The organism is Citrobacter braakii (assembly GCF_002075345.1).
Lineage (GTDB): Bacteria > Pseudomonadota > Gammaproteobacteria > Enterobacterales > Enterobacteriaceae > Citrobacter > Citrobacter braakii.
Genome location: NZ_NAEW01000020.1, coordinates 53,475 through 71,260, shown reverse-complemented (window position 1 = coordinate 71,260; position 17,786 = coordinate 53,475). Strand labels below are relative to the sequence as shown.

Annotated in this window: 18 protein-coding genes and 5 pseudogenes; 20 read left to right on the top strand and 3 right to left on the bottom strand. The window is 53.8% G+C overall.

Annotation, left to right across the window (positions count from 1 at the left end; all coding sequences use genetic code 11):
* Positions 1-409 precede the first annotated feature (409 nt).
* Positions 410-733, bottom strand: a pseudogene (locus BZK42_RS24240) (DUF4113 domain-containing protein); the annotation flags it as partial.
* A 15-nt stretch (positions 734-748) separates the two neighbouring features.
* Between BZK42_RS24240 and BZK42_RS24235 the strand changes: the two are divergent.
* The 19 genes and pseudogenes from BZK42_RS24235 (at position 749) to repA (ending at position 14,354) form a co-directional block, all read left to right on the top strand.
* Positions 749-1,393 carry a DNA methylase gene (locus tag BZK42_RS24235; RefSeq protein WP_080860646.1) on the top strand — a complete coding sequence of 215 codons (645 nt, stop codon included), beginning with the start codon at positions 749-751 and terminating at the stop codon, positions 1,391-1,393.
* On the top strand, positions 1,393-1,614 hold the full coding sequence (locus BZK42_RS24230) for a hypothetical protein (RefSeq protein WP_080860634.1): 222 nt from the start codon (positions 1,393-1,395) through the stop codon (positions 1,612-1,614). The genes BZK42_RS24235 and BZK42_RS24230 overlap by 1 nt, the downstream gene beginning before the upstream one ends.
* A 44-nt stretch (positions 1,615-1,658) precedes the next feature.
* Complete coding sequence (locus BZK42_RS24225) at positions 1,659-2,078, top strand: DUF1380 family protein (RefSeq protein ID WP_080860627.1); 420 nt, start codon at positions 1,659-1,661, stop codon at positions 2,076-2,078.
* A 51-nt stretch (positions 2,079-2,129) separates the two neighbouring features.
* Positions 2,130-2,909, top strand: a complete 780-nt coding sequence (locus tag BZK42_RS24220; RefSeq protein WP_080860625.1) for a hypothetical protein — start codon at positions 2,130-2,132, stop codon at positions 2,907-2,909.
* Between the two features lie 398 nt (positions 2,910-3,307).
* Complete coding sequence (locus BZK42_RS24210; protein WP_080860623.1) at positions 3,308-3,736, top strand: antirestriction protein; 429 nt, start codon at positions 3,308-3,310, stop codon at positions 3,734-3,736.
* Between the two features lie 18 nt (positions 3,737-3,754).
* Complete coding sequence (locus BZK42_RS24205) at positions 3,755-4,225, top strand: DUF1380 family protein (RefSeq protein ID WP_249025164.1); 471 nt, start codon at positions 3,755-3,757, stop codon at positions 4,223-4,225.
* Positions 4,226-4,268: 43 nt separating this feature from the next.
* A complete protein-coding gene (locus tag BZK42_RS24200; RefSeq protein WP_080860621.1) occupies positions 4,269-4,679 on the top strand; it encodes a DUF1380 domain-containing protein in 411 nt (136 codons plus the stop codon).
* Positions 4,680-4,692: 13 nt separating this feature from the next.
* Entirely contained in the window at positions 4,693-4,884 is a 192-nt protein-coding gene (locus tag BZK42_RS24195; RefSeq protein ID WP_080860619.1) for a hypothetical protein, read from the top strand.
* Positions 4,885-5,055: 171 nt separating this feature from the next.
* Positions 5,056-5,410: pseudogene (locus BZK42_RS24190) on the top strand (DNA polymerase III subunit theta).
* Entirely contained in the window at positions 5,356-5,508 is a 153-nt protein-coding gene (locus tag BZK42_RS28985) for a hypothetical protein (protein ID WP_169922390.1), read from the top strand. The pseudogene BZK42_RS24190 and the gene BZK42_RS28985 overlap by 55 nt, the downstream one beginning before the upstream one ends.
* Positions 5,509-6,097: 589 nt before the next feature.
* Positions 6,098-6,667, top strand: a complete 570-nt coding sequence (locus tag BZK42_RS24175; RefSeq protein WP_080860615.1) for a single-stranded DNA-binding protein — start codon at positions 6,098-6,100, stop codon at positions 6,665-6,667.
* A gap of 297 nt (positions 6,668-6,964) precedes the next feature.
* On the top strand, positions 6,965-7,105 hold the full coding sequence (locus tag BZK42_RS29385; protein WP_249025163.1) for a DUF5431 family protein: 141 nt from the start codon (positions 6,965-6,967) through the stop codon (positions 7,103-7,105).
* Positions 7,044-7,181 carry a type I toxin-antitoxin system Hok/Gef family toxin gene (locus BZK42_RS24170; RefSeq protein ID WP_239000683.1) on the top strand — a complete coding sequence of 46 codons (138 nt, stop codon included), beginning with the start codon at positions 7,044-7,046 and terminating at the stop codon, positions 7,179-7,181. The genes BZK42_RS29385 and BZK42_RS24170 overlap by 62 nt, the downstream gene beginning before the upstream one ends.
* An 837-nt stretch (positions 7,182-8,018) precedes the next feature.
* Positions 8,019-8,171 (top strand): hypothetical protein, encoded by a 153-nt coding sequence (locus BZK42_RS28780; protein WP_158083387.1) that lies wholly within the window; start codon positions 8,019-8,021, stop codon positions 8,169-8,171.
* An 18-nt stretch (positions 8,172-8,189) separates the two neighbouring features.
* On the top strand, positions 8,190-8,513 hold the full coding sequence (locus BZK42_RS24155; RefSeq protein ID WP_080860612.1) for a hypothetical protein: 324 nt from the start codon (positions 8,190-8,192) through the stop codon (positions 8,511-8,513).
* Positions 8,514-8,588: 75 nt separating this feature from the next.
* On the top strand, positions 8,589-8,939 hold the full coding sequence (locus tag BZK42_RS24150; protein ID WP_080860609.1) for a hypothetical protein: 351 nt from the start codon (positions 8,589-8,591) through the stop codon (positions 8,937-8,939).
* 664 nt (positions 8,940-9,603) lie between these two features.
* On the top strand, positions 9,604-10,614 hold the full coding sequence (locus BZK42_RS24140) for a hypothetical protein (protein WP_158083386.1): 1,011 nt from the start codon (positions 9,604-9,606) through the stop codon (positions 10,612-10,614).
* Positions 10,611-12,782 (top strand): annotated as a pseudogene (gene mobF / locus BZK42_RS24135) (MobF family relaxase); the annotation flags it as partial. The gene BZK42_RS24140 and the pseudogene mobF, both read left to right, overlap by 4 nt.
* 714 nt (positions 12,783-13,496) lie before the next feature.
* Entirely contained in the window at positions 13,497-14,354 is an 858-nt protein-coding gene (repA, locus tag BZK42_RS24130; protein WP_080860606.1) for an incFII family plasmid replication initiator RepA, read from the top strand.
* 1,033 nt (positions 14,355-15,387) lie between these two features.
* Here repA and BZK42_RS29505 read toward each other — a convergent pair.
* Together BZK42_RS29505 and BZK42_RS24120 are read right to left on the bottom strand one after the other, a co-directional pair.
* Positions 15,388-15,735: a PapB/FocB family fimbrial expression transcriptional regulator gene (locus tag BZK42_RS29505; RefSeq protein WP_080860605.1), complete on the bottom strand. Its 348-nt coding sequence runs from the start codon at positions 15,733-15,735 to the stop codon at positions 15,388-15,390.
* Positions 15,732-16,667, bottom strand: a pseudogene (locus BZK42_RS24120) (IS3 family transposase). The gene BZK42_RS29505 and the pseudogene BZK42_RS24120 overlap by 4 nt, the downstream one beginning before the upstream one ends.
* Before the next feature lie 175 nt (positions 16,668-16,842).
* Here BZK42_RS24120 and BZK42_RS24110 point away from each other — a divergent pair.
* Positions 16,843-17,783: pseudogene (locus tag BZK42_RS24110) on the top strand (IS110 family transposase).
* Positions 17,784-17,786: the final 3 nt, after the last annotated feature.

The following is a 17,786-nucleotide window of genomic DNA, read 5'->3' as shown; positions in this document are numbered from 1 at the left end:
CGGTCCTGCCACTGTCTGATGGTTATCTGGGACCATGGTCCCATCCGGTCCTGCCACTGTCTGATAGCTATCTGGGACCGTGGTCCCACTCAGCGCTGTCGCGGTCAGATGGTTATCTGGGACCATGATCCCACCCGGTCCTGTCACTGTCTGATAGCTATCTGGGACCGTGGTCTCACCCGGTCCTGCCACTGTCTGATGGCTATCTGGGACCATGGTCCCATCCGGTCCTGCCACTGTCTGATAGCTATCTGGGACAGTGGTCCCACTCAGCGCTGTCGCGGGCAGATGGTTATCTGGGACCGTGGTCCCATTCAGTTCTGCCGCTGTCCGATGATCCACTTGTACGGAATTTGGTTGATATTAAATTCTATGAAGATGTGAAAATAAAAATATTCTACTCACATTATCATATTATCGCAGAAGCGAGGTCACTCCAGCGAGTCGTATATGCCGGCGACAGCATTTCTCTCTTCATCTGCCATTCTGGTGCAATCCTGCGTCCCGCAAACCATACTTTCCCAAGTCCTGAATGGTTAATACCATCCAGGACTTTCATCAGCTGCTCGCTCCGTTCCCGTGGCTGTTCTTCATCAAACAAATTCAGCTGCGATAGCCCGGTTGGTGTGAAATCGTTCAGCATACAGCCTGCCTTTGCATAGCGGTGGCCATTCACCCAGATCCTGTCCAGGGCTCTGACGGCAGCGGCAATGATGTCCCGTGTATCCTGGGTAACTGCGTCAATATTATGGCCTCCTTTCCGGATCGCGCCGTTGATTTCATCCTCACCGATCCCCCGTATCTGGTCGGGTTCCGTGACCGTTCCGGCCGCAGTATTGCAGGTGACAAAACCGACGAATGGCTGCAACCCGCCTGCAATGAGATGTACCGCGTCCTCAAAAAAGACGCGCTGATGGTGAGCTTCTACGGCTGGAACCGCGTCGATCGTTTCATGGCGTCGTGGAAAAGTGCCGGGTTCAGCGTGGTCGGGCATCTGGTTTTCACCAAAACCTACTCGTCGAAATCGGCCTATGTCGGCTACCGACATGAATGCGCCTATATCCTGGCGAAAGGCCGTCCGGCGCTGCCGCTGGACCCGTTACCGGACGTCCTGGGCTGGAAATACAGCGGCAACCGCCACCACCCGACCGAAAAACCTGTTACCAGCCTGCAACCGTTGATCGAGAGCTTCACACACCCGAACGCCATTGTTCTCGATCCGTTTGCCGGTTCTGGCTCCACCTGTGTCGCCGCCGTTCAGGCAGGGCGCCGTTATATCGGCATTGAGCTGATGGAGCAGTACCACAAAGCCGGGATTACCCGCCTGTCAGCCGTGCAGCGCGCCATGCAGCGCCCGGCCGCCAATGACGTCTTTTATCCAGAGGCCGCGTGATGAACTACGACGGACATGAAGCCCTGCGCCGCGATATTGCCGGGCTGGCAAACAATTTATGTGACCTGAAAACCACCCTTAAAGTGCTGGAAGAAAAATATCACTACCGGCATGACGGACTACCGGAACGGCTCGCAGGGGTAAGTTTGCGGCGTATCAGTGAACTGCTGGATAAGGCATTCAACCAAGCTCTGATGCTGGACGAGAGCTTTCAGGACTGATTACGGGCGGCGTTGCCGTCCCACAGAATCAACGGAGAAAAAACATGTACGGAACCCGTGAAACCCTCTGCCGGTTGTTGAGTGAGCTGTATCCCGCAGAAACCCCGCTGAACCTGATTGTCTGGTCCCCGGCGGATATCGAAGCGCTGGCCGACGGGATGGAGTATGCCGTTTCTGAACAGGACACAAGGGAGGTACTGGCGCGTCTGGACGCCATACCGGAAGAACAACGGCTTGAGTCGGGTGTGTCTGCCAGTGCGGTGATGGACCTGATTGATCAGGTGAAGCAGGCCGTTCCGGCGGTGATGGTGCCGGCTGACCTGCTTGAAACCCTGCTGACGACCGCCGAACAGGCGTTGTGGCACAGGGAATGGACCGCCCGGGATGACAACCACCCGGTCCCGGACAGCGTAGCCCGCCGCCTGGCTGATACGGCGAAAGTGCGCGCCTTACTGAAAAACTGAATACCCACGCCGCCCCGGCGGCGTGGACTGACCCCGTTCAGAGGACCCATTATGCAGGAAACCACCACCTTAAACGCCCTTGTGATGCGCCGTGCGCGCGATTTGATTACTGAATATGGCTGGCCCGACCATACCGATGTTGAACAGTGTGCTACGCACAAACCGGGATGGATAAGCATTTATGTCCGCCTGGATGCAGTTGATATCGTTCACCTGCTGCCTTTGCTCTGTGTCGGTGACGTACCCGCCGCGTTGCAACGTGCCATGACAAAAATAACCGGAACACAGGCACAGATTATTTTGTCCGGCAGCCGTTATGCCGACGACCCGCAGCTTCCGGAGGACGGGACACGGATAACTTTTCCCTGGGCCGGGGAATGGCTGACAGAGCCGGAGATTCAGGCGGTAACGGACTGCCTGTCCCGCGCTGTGCGGGATATCTCCCGGCAGGTCCGGGAAGATGCACGCCGGATACAGGCAGCGCTGACAACACGCGGGGAAACGCTGTTTTACCGACAGACCCGAAATTTCCGTCTGGTGGTGAAAGAAAACGATTTGCCATGCTGGTTGGACGACGATGACGACAGGCTACCTGTGGTGCTCGATGCCATCCTGAACAAAGGGGCGCGTTACAGTGCCGTGGAGTTCTTTGTTATCAGTGACAAAGTGGATCAAATCCTGGCATGTGGCCAGATGTGTGATGTGCTGCGTATTCCCGGGGAGCCTCCGCGCCGGTGGATGGATTTAACCCTGTTACATGAGGTCATGACAGAAGCGCGCGCAGAAATCAGTCTTGTCTGCAATGCCCTGTCAGCAATCCGACCAGTGTAGCGAACAGCAGGGGGCGGAGGCCCCCTGAATCAACCCTGAAGGATGTCGCCGGCTCCGCTTTTATGGCGGCCCCGTCCCTGCGTGACGTGGCCTGGTGGTTTTCCACTCTGTCAGTCCGGAGCCGTGTGCGGGCTGTGCCGTGCATCCATCGTAGTCGGGCTGTCGTGTATACAAGGGTAAAGTGCACGCGGCGGTCACCCGGTCCTTCCTTCACGTCAGCCGTTATCTTCCGGTCGTTCGACCGCTCAGGTTTCACGGTCTCACCCTTCAGCTCCCGTCTGCCGTGCGCGTCAGGCTGCGGCTTCCCTTGCGCCCTTGTATCCACGCCCGATCGCCCGACTGGTCTGGATGCACGGCACCGCCCGGTGTCGCGGAATATGTGATTACGGAGGTTTACCATGCAGTTAGCTACGCGTCAGCACACCCTTAACGTCGAAGAATCCGACCGCCTTTCTTTCCTGCCGTACATGTTCGGCAACGATTTTATGCTGGCTGAATTACAGGTGTATGCCCTGGCAAAACAGTGGATGCCCGAATACAACGGTGGTTTCTGGCATTTCATCCGTCTGCCGGACGGCGGCGGCTACATGATGCCCGACTGCGGTCGGGTACACATGATCAACGGTGAAAACTGGTTTGATCGTACCGTCAGCGCCGACGTCGCCGGAATTATTCTGACCTCGCTTGCCATTAACCGCCGTTGCTGGACGCATCACGACTGCGGCAACGCTGCACTCACACACCTGTATATGCTGCGTGATACCCAGCTCTGGAATCACATCGTTTTTCACCCTGAATGCAACGCCATTTATGCCGCACTCGACTGATTAACCAACGGGGCGGCGATGCCGCCCCACTGTAACCGCCATTCATCAATTAAAGAGAAACATGCCATGTACGGAACCGTCAGTGAAATCTGTATTGCTTTGCTGAAACAGCATGAAAACAACAAACAAATCGCCGTCATTACCTGGACGCCGGAGGACGTGCGTGAAGCGGGCGCGGAGTACAGCCCCACGGACGACGACGTGTCTTATGTGCTCCGCGTCATCGGTAAAGCAGGCAGTGCCGGAGTGTGGCGGTACGGGTTAGGACTGGAATTTGTCGCCGATGAACTCAGCAAAATTTCCGCCGCGCGGGCATCGCGCCAGATTGCTGTACCCGAGGATGCGCTGCGTGTCCTGCTGCCCCTGATGGAAGCCGGAATGAACATTCCGCGTTATCAGATGCCGGACACGGCCGCCGAGGAATGCGCCGCGCTGGATATGCTCAAAACCCTGCTGGCAGTGCCGTTTACGCAGCGTCCGGCTGAATAACAGACGGGGCGGCGATGCCGCCCCTTTTAAAAAGGAATAAAAAATGTACGCACCCGTGAAAGAAATCATGACCGATCTCCTGAAATATGACCTGTCATCTGATGAAGCGTTGCTGGTTCTCTGTATTACGCGGGAGGACATCCGCATGTTGACCAGTGAGTGGAATTTGTCCGAGGAGGATATTACGTGCGTCATGCAGCGACTGGATGCGACGTATGATCAGGGGGCCGATGTGAGCATGATCCGTGGCATCACTGAAGAACTGATGGACGAGCGCCGCGCAATACGTGATGTCAGCGTTCCGGCTAGTGCATTGCAAAAAATAATGTTACTGGCAGGCAGTGAACTAAATCGCTTGTACGCCGTGGCAGAAGAAGGGGGTGGTAATGCAGATGCATTTGTGGCTGAAGAACTGGACGCCATGCGCCAGTTACAGACCGCGATTGACGCATAAGAAGGAGTACCCCGTGAATATTAAGCCGAAAACCCGCGAAATTCTTCGCCAGTACAAAGCACTGATTAATGCCCGCCGCCGTGATGCCGACCAGCGCGAACTGACAACCGCGCAGGTCGTGGATGAAATCTGCGAATACATGACCTGTCAGTGTGCCGTGCACATCGGCGGTCACTTCATCTTACAGGGAGGAAAGGGCAGGTAAGCATGATGGCAGGCGGTTATGCCGCCTGTCAGCCCGCGCGAAAAACCATGCAGGCTGCCGCCTGCGGGAGGAAGGACCTGCGCCGCGCTTCGCGCCGCTCAACGTCCTCTTCCCCCCTGACTCAGATGGCATACACTGACTGCGGGTTTACATTTCCGTCGGAGTATATTGATGTCTGTATTTAATCTCGCGGCAACATCGAAAGAAGATCAGGATAAAGTGGCCATTGACCTGGTCGCTTCAGGTGTGGCGTATAAAGAAAGGCTGGCTATGCCGGTTGTCGCTGAACTGGTGGCCAGAGATGTACCTGAACATCTCAGAGCGTATTTTTGGGGGAGACTGCACTATTACCGCCAGTTCAGTGAGCAGCTCCCGGATAAAAATGCCCCGGAATATGCCAGAAAAGAGGATGAGGTTAAAAAATAGCGCCATTCCTGATGCATTCTGCCTGTCGCCGGCCGGATTTTACGCATGCCAGGTGATAGTTTTTTCTGGCCAGTGTGTGTGGTTTTTTTCCTGCCGGTAATAATACGCTGCCTGTTCCTGTTCCTGTTCCTGTTCCTGTTCCTGTTCCTGTTCCTGTTCCTGTTCCTGCTGCTGCTTCCCTGTGTTTTTGAAATATAAAATGTCAGGGTGCTGGCCCCCTTCGGCTCCTGACCAGCTGGCGCTGTCCAGTCGTCGAGCCCCACTCCGCCAGGGCAGCTGCTGCGCACCTGCCAGTCTCCGCCGAATCCCTGCGGGTTTCGGGCCATACGGCTAGGGTCTGATGGCGAAAGTCAAAGGCAGGCTTGCTGCGACCGTTCCGGTCACGCCGCCCCTGGCGCGCCGTAGCCTGCGCTTTTCGCACCCCGGCGGTAAGGCTGCCGGGCTGTAAGGCGCAACGCCGTTTCGCGTGCCGCGCCCCGACGTTGCGGCGGGCTCCTGCTCTCATCCACTTCTGGTGCCGTTTCACCGTTTAAGCCCCTCTCGCCTGGGCTGAGACAAGCACAAACGCTGTCAGCCGTCCAGGGTAAATGGCACGCGGTAAACCGCGCCCAGGACAGCTGCCATCGCCCGTGCTCGTTTACGCCCCTGCGGCGAAGGTTCTCAAACGGGTGAAGTTAAATACCAGGGGAACAGCGCAGCAGGTTCCCGCAAACGTCAACACCGCGGCTCCCGAAACTCAACGGGTGATGGTTTTTAAAAGCAAGGCACTGAATTAAGGAGATTTATCATGGCAGCACGTGGCATAAACAAAGTCATTCTGGTCGGTCATCTGGGGCAGGACCCTGAAGTGCGTTACATGCCCAACGGGGGCGCGGTGGCAAATCTTACCCTGGCAACGTCTGAAACATGGCGCGATAAGCAGGACGGGGAGATACGCGAACACACCGATTGGCACCGTGTTGTCGTGTTCGGAAAACTGGCGGAAATCGCAGCGGAGTATCTGCGTAAAGGTGCTCAGGTCTACATCGAGGGCCAGTTGCGTACCCGCAAATGGACCGATCAGTCTGGTCAGGAAAAATATACCACAGAGGTCGTTGTTAATGTGGGCGGCACTATGCAGATGCTGGGCGGTCGCCGTGACAGCCAGGTACAGCAGGGCGGTCAGCAGTTTAGTGGACAGCCGCAGCCGGAACCTCAGACCCCATCTCCGGCGGTAAAAGGTGGCGCAAAAGGCGAGGGCAGGGCAGCAAAAGGAAAGAGTAAAACGGCAAAAGGAAAAAACGCAGAGGCAGTACCTCAGCAGCCGCCAGCGCAGCCCGAACCGCCGTATGATTTCGACGATGATATTCCGTTCTAGGATTTGAATAATTTCAATTGCGCCTGAACTGGACTGCGCCCCAAAAGTTGGATACCCGACTGATTAAGGTGCAGTTTTTTTGGGGTAAATCCGAGATTTATATATCGAAAAAACACGATATTTCACATAAAATCAGAGAGATAAAGGGAAGATGCCTGGTCAGCCTGGTATGGGGTGAGGTATAATGGCGGTGGCGCTTGAGGCTTTTTGCCTCATGACGTTTCAGATGTTGTGTGGCAGAAAGAAGAAAGCCCCGTAGGAAGTTAATTAAATTAACCAACACACGAGGCGATCTGCTTGACTAGACACCAACAGAATAGCCTCTTAGATGCCGCAAGGCAAGGAGAAGAAGGCCATGAAACTGCCACGAAACACCCTGTTCTGGTGCGTATTAATAGTGTGTCTCACGCTACTGATATTTACCTACCTGACCCGTAAATCACTCTGTGAAATCCGGTACAGGGACACGAACAGGGAGGTGGCGGCTTTTATGGCTTACGAATCCGCTAAGTAGCTAACCCCGGCGGGGGGAAACCCCCGCCAATCAGGGGCTGTGGTGGTTTGGTCATGCCTGAAGCGCCTTTATGAAGGGGCTGCCGGTTCGCTGGCAGCCCCTTTTTCCTCTTCTGGTGCGATCGCAAGCATGAACAGCCAGGAAGGACGGTTCCCTCCGGGAACGGGGCAGGGCGGCAGCGCCTGCGGCGCGCCCGCTCTCTTCCCGCCCTGTCCATTGTGATTTGCTGATTGCGGATCATTTATCTACTGTCTGCATGGTTCTGTTCTATTCCTCTGGTCTCAGTAATAACCGACTGATGGCCCCCTTCGGCTCCTGACCAGCTGGCGCTGTCCAGTCGTCGAGCCCCACTCCGCCAGGGCAGCTGCTGCGCACCTGCCAGTCTCCGCCGAACCCCTGCGGGTTTCGGGCCATGCGGCTAGGGTCTGATGGCGAAGGTCAACCCCTGCGGCTTGCTGCGCCCGTGCCGGCCGCGCCGCCTTCACCGCGCCGGCGATGCCGTCGCTCTGATGCCGCCACGCCGTTCCGACGTGTCGGGTGTGTGCATCCTGTTCATCCGGTGAGGCCATCGCCCTGTGTGTCCTCACACGGAGGGCTGCTTGTAGCACCGCCGTGTCGTCATCCAAGGGGTATATAAACTCCGCCAAAACTTTTTGCCTGGGGCCGCAAAAACTTTTGTCTCCGCCCCTTTCCTTCCTTAGACGTCGTTGCTCCTTTGCCCTTTGCCGCGAGAGAACTCACCAGGGAGATGGAAAACCATCACCACAGGAGAAAACCAGGATGCATACACGAAACGTCAACGTCAAAACCGCCGCTCAAGAATCTTCCGGAAGATGGATGAAAAAAATTGCGTGGATCATTGGCAGAGCGCACTACAACGTAGCCTTAGCTCAGGAAGTTCATGCTCATTATGGCGACACATTTACCCGCACTGATGCCTGTCTGTACTTCATTCGTGGCGCGCTGTCGGCAATTTTTCATAAACCCTGAACGATAAGGTGAACAGTAATGAACCGTAAAAATGTAACTCTGCGTACCGATGGTTTTGTGCGGAATTTGCAATCTCGTAACCCGTTTGACGTTATTCGCTCAGATGTGGTGCTGGCCCGTATGGAAAAACAGGCTAACCGGGGTTGTGGTTTGCACTATGAGATTTATGAATCCCGTCTCCTGAGTATGGCCATGAATTACCTTGTAAAGCTGCCACTGAAAGATCGTCCGGTATTCATGGGGGCTGCAACAAAAAGAGGCTACATGTTGACGATGTCAGAAGCAGAACGTGCAGATCGTGAATGTGGGGCGCTGATGAACGAACTGGCAGCCGATTACTGATCCCAAATATGGTCGTTATGACCATGCTGGAAAACGCAGCGGTAATAAATCCTGCCGCTGCTAAGGAGTACTAAGATGGCAGAAAATACGATGTATGATGCTCCCGCTAATCTACTGAAAGTAATAGGCAATATAGATACTGGAACCGCAGGGCAATGGTGCGTTAATTCAAATCAAAAAGCTCCGGCAGAAGAGGGGCACATCATTGCGCTGCAGGTGAATGCAGAAATTGACCGAATCGTATCCGAACGCCAGTTTGTCTGGATTTGCGATTACGACTATAAGACAGAATTAAGGCGTCTTGTCAGTATAAAGGCTTTTCCTCTTCGGGCTGACCGACAGGTCTTTTATGGCCCGGATTTCCTCGGATGGATACGGCAGACAGCGTTAAGCTTGTGGGAAAAAGGATACGTTCCGAAAGATTGATTGTCTGAAAACATTCCACCTTAAAAATAAGGCTCCTTCGGGAGTCTGTATAAAGTGAGGGAACCTTACGGTTCCCTCATGCTCACACTCCCCGCCTTATGCAACTTAAGGTTGTTAAATATGAAATTGATTTCCCCGTTTTATTTCTGGTAGCAGCATAACTGCTGGTCAGTTTTTCTCTGCAAAAAACTCCGGGTACTGGCCCCCTTCGGCTCCTGACCAGCTGACGCTGTCCAGTCGTCGAGCCCCACTCCGTCAGGGCAGCTGCTGCGCACCTGCCAGTCTCCGCCGAACCCCTGCGGGTTTCGGGCCATACGGCTAGGGTCTGATGGCGAAGGTCAACCCCTGCGGCTTGCTGCGCCCGTGCCGGTCGCGCCGCCTCCACCGCGCCGGCGATGCCGTCGCTCTGATGCCGCCACGCCGTTCCGACGTGTCGGGTGTGTGCATCCTGTTCATCCGGTGAGGCCATCGCCCTGCGTGTCCTCACGCGGAGGGCTGCTTGTAGCACCGTCAGCCGCCTGCCCGCAAGGGTACGCTTCGCCGTTCCTCGCCCGTTCGCACTCGCCTGTCGGCTCGCTTGCGCTGCGGCCTGCGGTGACGCCCCTGCGTTCATTCGTCAGCCGTTGCTCCTTTGCCCTTTGCCGCGAGAGAACTCACCAGGGAGATGGAAAACCATCACCACAGGAGAAAACCAGGATGCACACACGAAACGTCAACGTCAAAACCGCCGCTCAAGAATCTTCCGGAAGATGTGAATCAGAAATCACAGCTGAACAAATCGTTGATCTGTTTTGCTGGGTCATGGCTGCGACGGAAGCCGAAAAAGCATCATCCCGGGCTGATTGAAAGAAACATTCGCGATGCTCTGAGTCCCGAGCTGGAAAAGGTGATTCAAAAAAATGAGCGTGCTGCTTCTGCTGCCGGTCTGACCTTCCCGACCGGGGATGAAATACTGGAAAAGTCGGGTACTAATACAACTGCATCCGGAGGCGATACAGTCATTACTTCCCGGCCCTCACCCATTGTGACAGAAAAAGAAACACCACCGGCAGACGTTACTCCTGTCCGGGCCACAGAACCGGAGCCGAAGCAGGAACACATTGTTTCGCCATCAGTAATTCCCGAAAAAAAATCTCATGTCGTGAAGGTTTCCTCCGTTGAGAAAAATAATGTTTTCCCACTGCCTTTTACCCGGCAAGCGCCACAGCAAATACCGACGCCCTCAGTTTCTGTTTCTGCAAATGACTCTCCGTGTTCTGGGGAACCAGCCATTCCAGTTGTGCCCAATCCTGTTGTTCAGGACAGCACTCTGCCGGCGGCATTGCGCAGTCTCCGCCATCGTACATCCGGTACTGAACAGCCCGTTACCTCAGCCCTGGATATGTTGCAAAAGGCGCGCCAACGGCCTAACGCATCAGGGAACGATCAGCAGGGAGATGAGAGCGCGGCAGGGGAAACGCTGAACCTGGATGCACGAATCACCCCGAATAGTGATGGGGGAATAACGGTCACGACGTCGGGAAAAACAGCCCGTACAGACACCAGTCCGGAAACACACCAGACGAATAAACGTCTCGCGCAGGACGAAGAAAATATTTTATTGCATCGCCATCCCGACGATCCGGGTTATGGCGAACACGATCAACATTATGACGACAGAGAACCTGAATTATGATGTCAGTCGCCCCTATTGGCTCGGCAGCGGATGCTGCTGGCTACTACAGCCATTCAGATAACTATTATTTCCTCGGTAACCTGCAAAGCCTCTGGATGGGGGAAGGCGCTGACGCGCTGGGCCTCGATGGTCAGGTCAGGGGAGATGACCTGACAGCCGTACTGGAAGGGCGTTTACCTGATGGTTCCCGCCTGGGTAAAGAAATTAATGGCAACCATGTACACCGGCCGGGCCATGATCTTACCTTTTCAGCTCCCAAAAGCGTCTCAATACTGGCACTCATTGGGGGCGATAAGGAGATGCTGGAAGCCCATAACCATGCCGTTCGTATTGCTGCAGGTTATGTTGAGAAGCTGATTTCTGCCCGTGATACAAAAGACGGGATCACTTCCATCGTACATACCGGCAAAATGGTGGCGGCGGCATTCACCCATGATACATCCAGAAATCTTGATCCCCAGCTGCACACGCATCTTCTTGTGGCCAACATGACAGAACAGGATGGTAAGTGGAAAGCGCTGGCCACTGACTATATCCATAATGCCGGTTTTATTGAGACGGTTATGAAAATGCAGGTGACGCTCGGGAAAATATACCGCAGCGCACTGCGAAGCCGTGTGGAGGCGCTGGGCCATGAGGTAGAAGAAGTCGGTAAACATGGCATGTGGGAAATAAAGGGGGTGCCGGAAGAAGTCAGGGAAGAATTTTCCTCGCGGGGACGCGAAATTCAGGGGGCAATCGGCGCTGAGGCCACATTACGCAGCCGGGATGTGGCGGCAAAGGATACCCGAAGGGCCAAAGTTGATCCCTCCCGGTTACGCCTCATGGAGCGCTGGCTGGGGCAGATGAAAGAGAAGGGATTTGATCTCAGGGCTTACCAGGACAGTATTCAACCTTCTGAATACACAGGCCAGGAAAAGGTACCAGAAGCAGGGAGCGTACTCAGAAACACTCCCGTAACGCCCGGATTAACCACCTCAACAACTCCGGAACAGGATCAGGGTAAAGTGTCGGGAGAGAAACAGGCACCTTCTCAGACGCGTGACAGAGGGATTCATCTCACCACGAACGGTCGCTTCGAGGAACCATTACCGATTCCGGAGGTGACCGAAGCTGTTCGCCAGGCCATCTCGCAGCTGAGCGACAATAAAACACGTTTCACCTTTGGTGAACTGATGCTGACAACGGCCGAACTGAGTGAAAAACTCCCGGACATGAAAGATATTCGTGTTGCGATTGATGCGTCACTGAAAGACGGCATGATTGTTCCGCTGGACAGTGAAAAGGGTGTTTTTACTTCAAGGATCCACCTGCTGGATGAGTTGTCCATTCAGGCTCTTAGCCAGGAACACATTAAATCCACAAGTGTGGTCAGTTTTACCCGACCTGAGCAGTATGCACCGCCGTCACTGGCGGTCGTGGAGCAGGACCCACTGGTACTGATGAATGCTCCGTCAGGGGTGGCAGGTATCCGCGACCTGACGACTCAGCTAACCGGTATTTCCACGGCACTCGGTCGTGATGTTCAGGTTCTGGCCAGTTCCGCAGAACGTGCCATATCACTGGCAAAATCAGACACACTGCGCGACAGACTTATCAGCCGCCAGCATGTCCTGAGTGGCGATTTCCATCTTAAACCCCAGAGTACGCTGATTATTGAGGGGGCAGAGCGTCTTGGACTGAAAGAAACACTGGTTTTGCTGGGTGAAGCCCGCGCGCAGGATGCTCAACTGGTCTTTCTCGACAGCGCCGGGCGCCAGGCTAACGGTAACGCCATGTCGGTACTGGAGTCAGCCGGTATAAGTCGTTCCCGTCGAACAGAACCAGCACCAGGTCTGGAAGCCTCGGTGGTCAGTATCCCTGACAAACGCGAACGCTACGAATCACTGGCCACGCGCTTCGCAGAGCTGAACGGCGGTAGCGAGAACGTAACTGCAGTGGTAATCGGAAAGCGTGAACAGTCACACCTGACAGGGCTTATTCGTAATGCGCTTCAAAATGCAGGGCAACTGGCCCGCGACGGTGTGGATATTGAAGCCAGACACCCTGTCTGGCTCGATCAGCGGACCCGCCGCATGCCAGGTTCTTATCGCCTCGGAATGGTGCTTGAGGACCGCAGTGATTCCAGAAATCGTCAGTCTTACGTGATTGATCGGGTGCATGAGGATATCATTGTCATGCCCATCAGTGGTACGTCGCCCCAAAACATCACTGTATTTCCAGGCTTTATTCCGGCAGAAAGACTGCTGTCTGCTATCGAAAAAGCCTCCAGATAACACCATGCTCCCGGCCTGACAGCCGTTTCCCGCCAGAAAACGTTGTCTGATAATGCCGGTATGTATCCTGCCAAAACAGAACCCCATCATAGCGCGCCAGGTCGGCTATCCTGCGTAAAGCGCCTTGAAGGATTCCCATATTCCCCTCAGCAGTTCGAGTGTTTCTTGCTCAGCTAAACGAGATCCTGTAGGTTTCTGTCACGATCCGCGATCTTTTCGTATGGAAAATTTACGAGTGAAAAGGTAAACTTCCCGGACGTACAGATGCCTTGTGGTGGGGTATTCTGTTGAATAATTTTAGATTTACGCCCTGGTCCAAACTTTATTGGCTGCTTTGTGGTGAGGCAGATGGGGGTAAAACTTTATTTCGGAAGAAATGCGGACTTCCGGAAGCAGGAACATGGCTGGGAGCGTGTCCATAAGACGCTCAGGAACAGGTGACGGATAGTTCTCCGGAGCCTGAATGCACAAACCCCCCGAAATCTGTCGAATCTTGGCGGACACGGTCAGAGATCAGGGGGTCTAAAAGCAGGCGCGTTGCCTGTGAAGGATTATAACGCATGCACCATATAAAACAACACCCGACCGCCATAAGAAAAGGTCGGTGTGACTGAGAAAAAACCTACCTTTTACAGACAGGTCAAAAATCCTGAGCCGGAGTTTACTCCGCGAGAGGGCAAAAAGACTCTGCCGTTCTGTCGTAAGCTGATGGCGAAAGCCGAAGGTTTTACATCCCGTTTTGATTTTTCCATACATGTGGCGTTTATGCGATCGCTGGGTAAGCGGCAGCGTATGCCGCCGGTACTGCGTCGTCGGGCCATCGATGCGCTGATGCAGGGGTTATGCTTCCACTACGACCCCCTGGCTAATCGCGTTCAGCGCTCCATTACCAATCTGGCCATCGAGTGCGGCCTGGCCACGGAATCGAAAAGCGGTAATCTGTCCATCACCCGTGCCACACGCGCACTGAAGTTTATGTCGGAGCTGGGGCTGATAACGTACCAGACAGAATATGACCCGCAGATTGGCTGCAATATTCCGACCGATATCACCTTTACGCCGGCGTTGTTTTCCGCGCTCGATGTTTCTGACGTGGCTGTACTGGCCGCACGCCGCAGCCGCGTTGAGTGGGAAAACAAGCTGCGTAAAAAGCAGAGCCTGGAACCGCTGCAGATGGATGAACTGATAGCGAAGGCCTGGCGGTTTGTACGCGAGCGATTCCGCTGCTATCAGTCGGAACGTAAACAGCACGGACTTAAACGTGCCCGTGCTCGACGTGATGTCGACAGAACCCGCAAGGATATTGAAACTCTGGTGAAGCAGCAACTGACGCGAGAACTCGCCAGTGGTCGCTTTACCGGAGGCGGCGATGCGATAAAACGGGAACTTGAGCGGCGTGTCACAGAGCGCATGCTGATGTCACGCGGCAATAACTACACGCGACTGGCCACCGTTCCCATATAACACTTCCTGACCGAAAAATCCGGCTGACGCCGGAGGATTTCTCACGTCTGTACCTCTCTCCTGCCTGTTAATCTACCCAATCCGCGATGTTTTAACTTCAAAAATGCACTGAAATTCACCTGCAGTGGCCCGAGATTCATCCGTCGACTCTGTTTTCGGTCGCAAGATTGAGTTATCAACATATAACTGCAAGGGAAATTTCCATTGGGCTACAACCGTTATGCTTACAGAGCGCCAGCCGCTGTGATTTCAATGTGCGTGGTTTCCTTTAAAAACCTGCTCTGTACTTCTTTTAAATACATAATCTTTCTCTCTTATAAATATATAACCTGTTCGTCGCCCGCCCTGTGGACAGGCTCATGAGAATGACCGCCCTTGCAGCGGACTTACGTCCGCGCCGGTTCGGAAAAAACAGAGGTACCTCCCGCCAGCAAGTGGCGGGCAAAAAACATCATAAATTAGTTACAACATCCAAAATATTTAGCCAAAAACCCGTGCCCACCCAACCATCCAGCCCCTCCCCACCACTGAAAAGCGCCGCCGCCCCGGCCGAAGGCCGGGAACAACATCGCTTTTAATGCTGGATGATGTAACTAAACTTTTGAGTCGCTGTTAGTAGTCATCGCTGGAAGTTTTATATAACACGCCCGTAAGCGGTCCTAACGGCCCGCTAACGCGGAGATACGCCCCGACTGCGGCTACGCCTTGTCGTGACCACTCCGACGACGCATAAATACTTCTTCGCTGCGATTAGCTGGTTAAGGCTTAACAGGATGGTGGGGGATTGGTGGTACCTGTTTAAATCGTACCCGCTACGCGGGGCTTCGGCGGTTCTACTAATGTGCCATATGCATACAACCGTATGCCGCCTTATATGCGCTGACGCGCATAACTACCTGTCATCGTCTCTGCCTGACCGTCCACAACAACGTTCTGTGAACCGCTTACCCGCTCTGTAAACGAGCGGGTGTGAGAATCGTCGGGGTCTGACACAATGCCCTGACTGGCAGGGCTTAAATTAGTAGGGGTGACCTTATAACAATACCGATGAATATGAGAGATAGTGAAGGTAAAGGGCCACAATGTTCTGGCTTAGCGACTGTATCTCTTCAATTTTTCTCGAAAAGTTGCCGGGGTCGATATCATACTTAGTGCATGCTTCACGCCGGGTTTTACCTTCGACAAAAAAAGCCTGTAGTGCGGAGGTGATTTTCTTTCCGCGGATACTGGAGATGTTCATCAGCAGGTGGAAATGTTCCTCACTGACTTCTCCGGAATTTAAGTGGCTGATGCTCTGGTAGCGTTTATTCTCTAACTTTAAGAATCTTTTGAACTTCCCTTGTGGACTGACCCCATAACAGTAGACATTTCCTGTCCTCACGACGAGGCCTGTCCGAAGGCCTCCGGACTGACGCTGCCGAGGTGATTGTGGCGCCGGGCCCGGTTGTAGGACACTTCAATGTAATCGAAGATATCCGCCCGGGCCAGATCCCGGGTTTTGTATATTATCTTCATGATGCGTTCTTTTTTCAGTGAACTGAAGAACGATTCGGCCACCGCATTATCCCAGCAGTTACCACGCCGGCTCATGCTCGGTGCCAGGTTACTGGCCCGGCAGAAGCGCTGCCAGGTGCGGATATAAGTAATATCGGTGACCCAGACCTGGTTTGCCCGGACAACGGTGAGCTGCCGCTGCACACGATTAGGAGCAACGACTGAAGGCCTGCCAGCGATACGACGTGGTGCTTTATAGCCGCGCACAGCTTTAATCCGGTTCAGTTGCATGATCCGCCCCACCCGATTTTTACCGCAAGTTTCCCCGATTTCGTTCAGATCGCCATGAACCCGCCGGTAACCGTATACGCCTCCGCTAAGGGAATATGAGTCGCGGATAAGCATCAGCAGGCGCTGGTTATCTTTATCACGCGCCGAGACAGGGTTATGCAACCACGCATAGAACCCGGCCCGGGCGACATTCAGTACCCGACACATCGTCATCACACCCCATACAGTGCGGTGCTCATTGATAAAGCGGTACTTCAGTCGGGCTTCCTTGTAAAGTACCGCGCGGCCTTTTTCAGGATATCCCGTTCTTCTTCAGTGCGTTTTAGCTGCGCCCGGAGTTTCAGGATCTCACTTTTAGCTCTGGGCATGCTGCTCGCTGTTATCAGGTTTGATAGCCCGTAGCCACTTGTAGAGGATGTGTGTAGAGATGTCCAGCCGGTCAGATACTTCAGCGACGGAATAACCGCCTTCCGTTATCTGACGGACGGCTTCTTCCTTAAATTCAGGTGTAAATCGTGGTGTACCCATACGCTCCTCCTTGTATCTTGAAAGTGGATTACTATGTTCTGGCTTAGATTTTAGTCCGATTCCTCCTGGGGTTATTGAAGCCCGCAGCATAGCGACTGACGCACAGGCTGAGTCGTTCATCTGAAGCCCGAACAGTTGTCTGAACTTCAAATCGTATTTGCAAGGAGAGGTATAGATGAGCGTGTCAAATCAACGTTGTGCAAGCATTGATGTTTCGAAAAGCACTCTGGATATTGCAATCAGCAATATTGCCCAGTCATTCACTGTGCCAAATGAAGATGGCGGTTTTAATCAGATACTCAAAGAGTTAAAGCGAAATGAAACTCAACTGATCCTAATGGAAGCCACCGGGGGAATTGAGTCTGGTGTGGCTGGCTATCTTCAGTCTGAAGGTTTTGATGTGGTTGTTATCAATCCCCGACAGGCGCGAGATTTTGTCCGCGCAATGGACTATCTGGCTAAGACCGACCAAATAGATGCCAGAGTCCTGCTACAAATGGCAAAAGTTATTAACCAGCATCCTGAGCGGGAAAAATATATTCGTCCCTGACCTGATGCTCACAGGCAGTTGCTGGCAGCAATGGTGGTCAGACGCCGACAATTAACGATAATGCTTACAGCTGAGCGAAACAGATTGCATCCATCGCATCCTCAGAATAATGAAAGTATCAGATTTATTATATAGAAGCTGAAATGTCAGCCTATATTTCGAAAAATTTCAGTGAATTGTCTGCATTATTGAGCGCCGTTAAAGGTGTTGGTACAACGACTGTTGCCGTGCTGCTGGCTGAGGTTCCGGAACTTGGAACGTTGTCACGACGTGAAATTAGTGCGCTTATTGGGGTTGCTCCAATAAACAGAGATTCCGGCACAATGCGCGGTCGCCGAACGGTATTTGGAGGGCGAGCCTCCGTCCGAACAGCTTTCTATATGTCCGCACTGGTCGGGACGAGGCACAACCCAGTAATTAAAGAATTCTATACACGCCTCGTTGCCGCAGGAAAACCAAAAAAGGTTGCACTGACCGCCTGCATCAGAAAACTACTGACCATCCTGAACGCAATGCTGAAAAATAATGAAGCATGGGAGCCGTTGTATCACCAACATGCTTCGTAATCG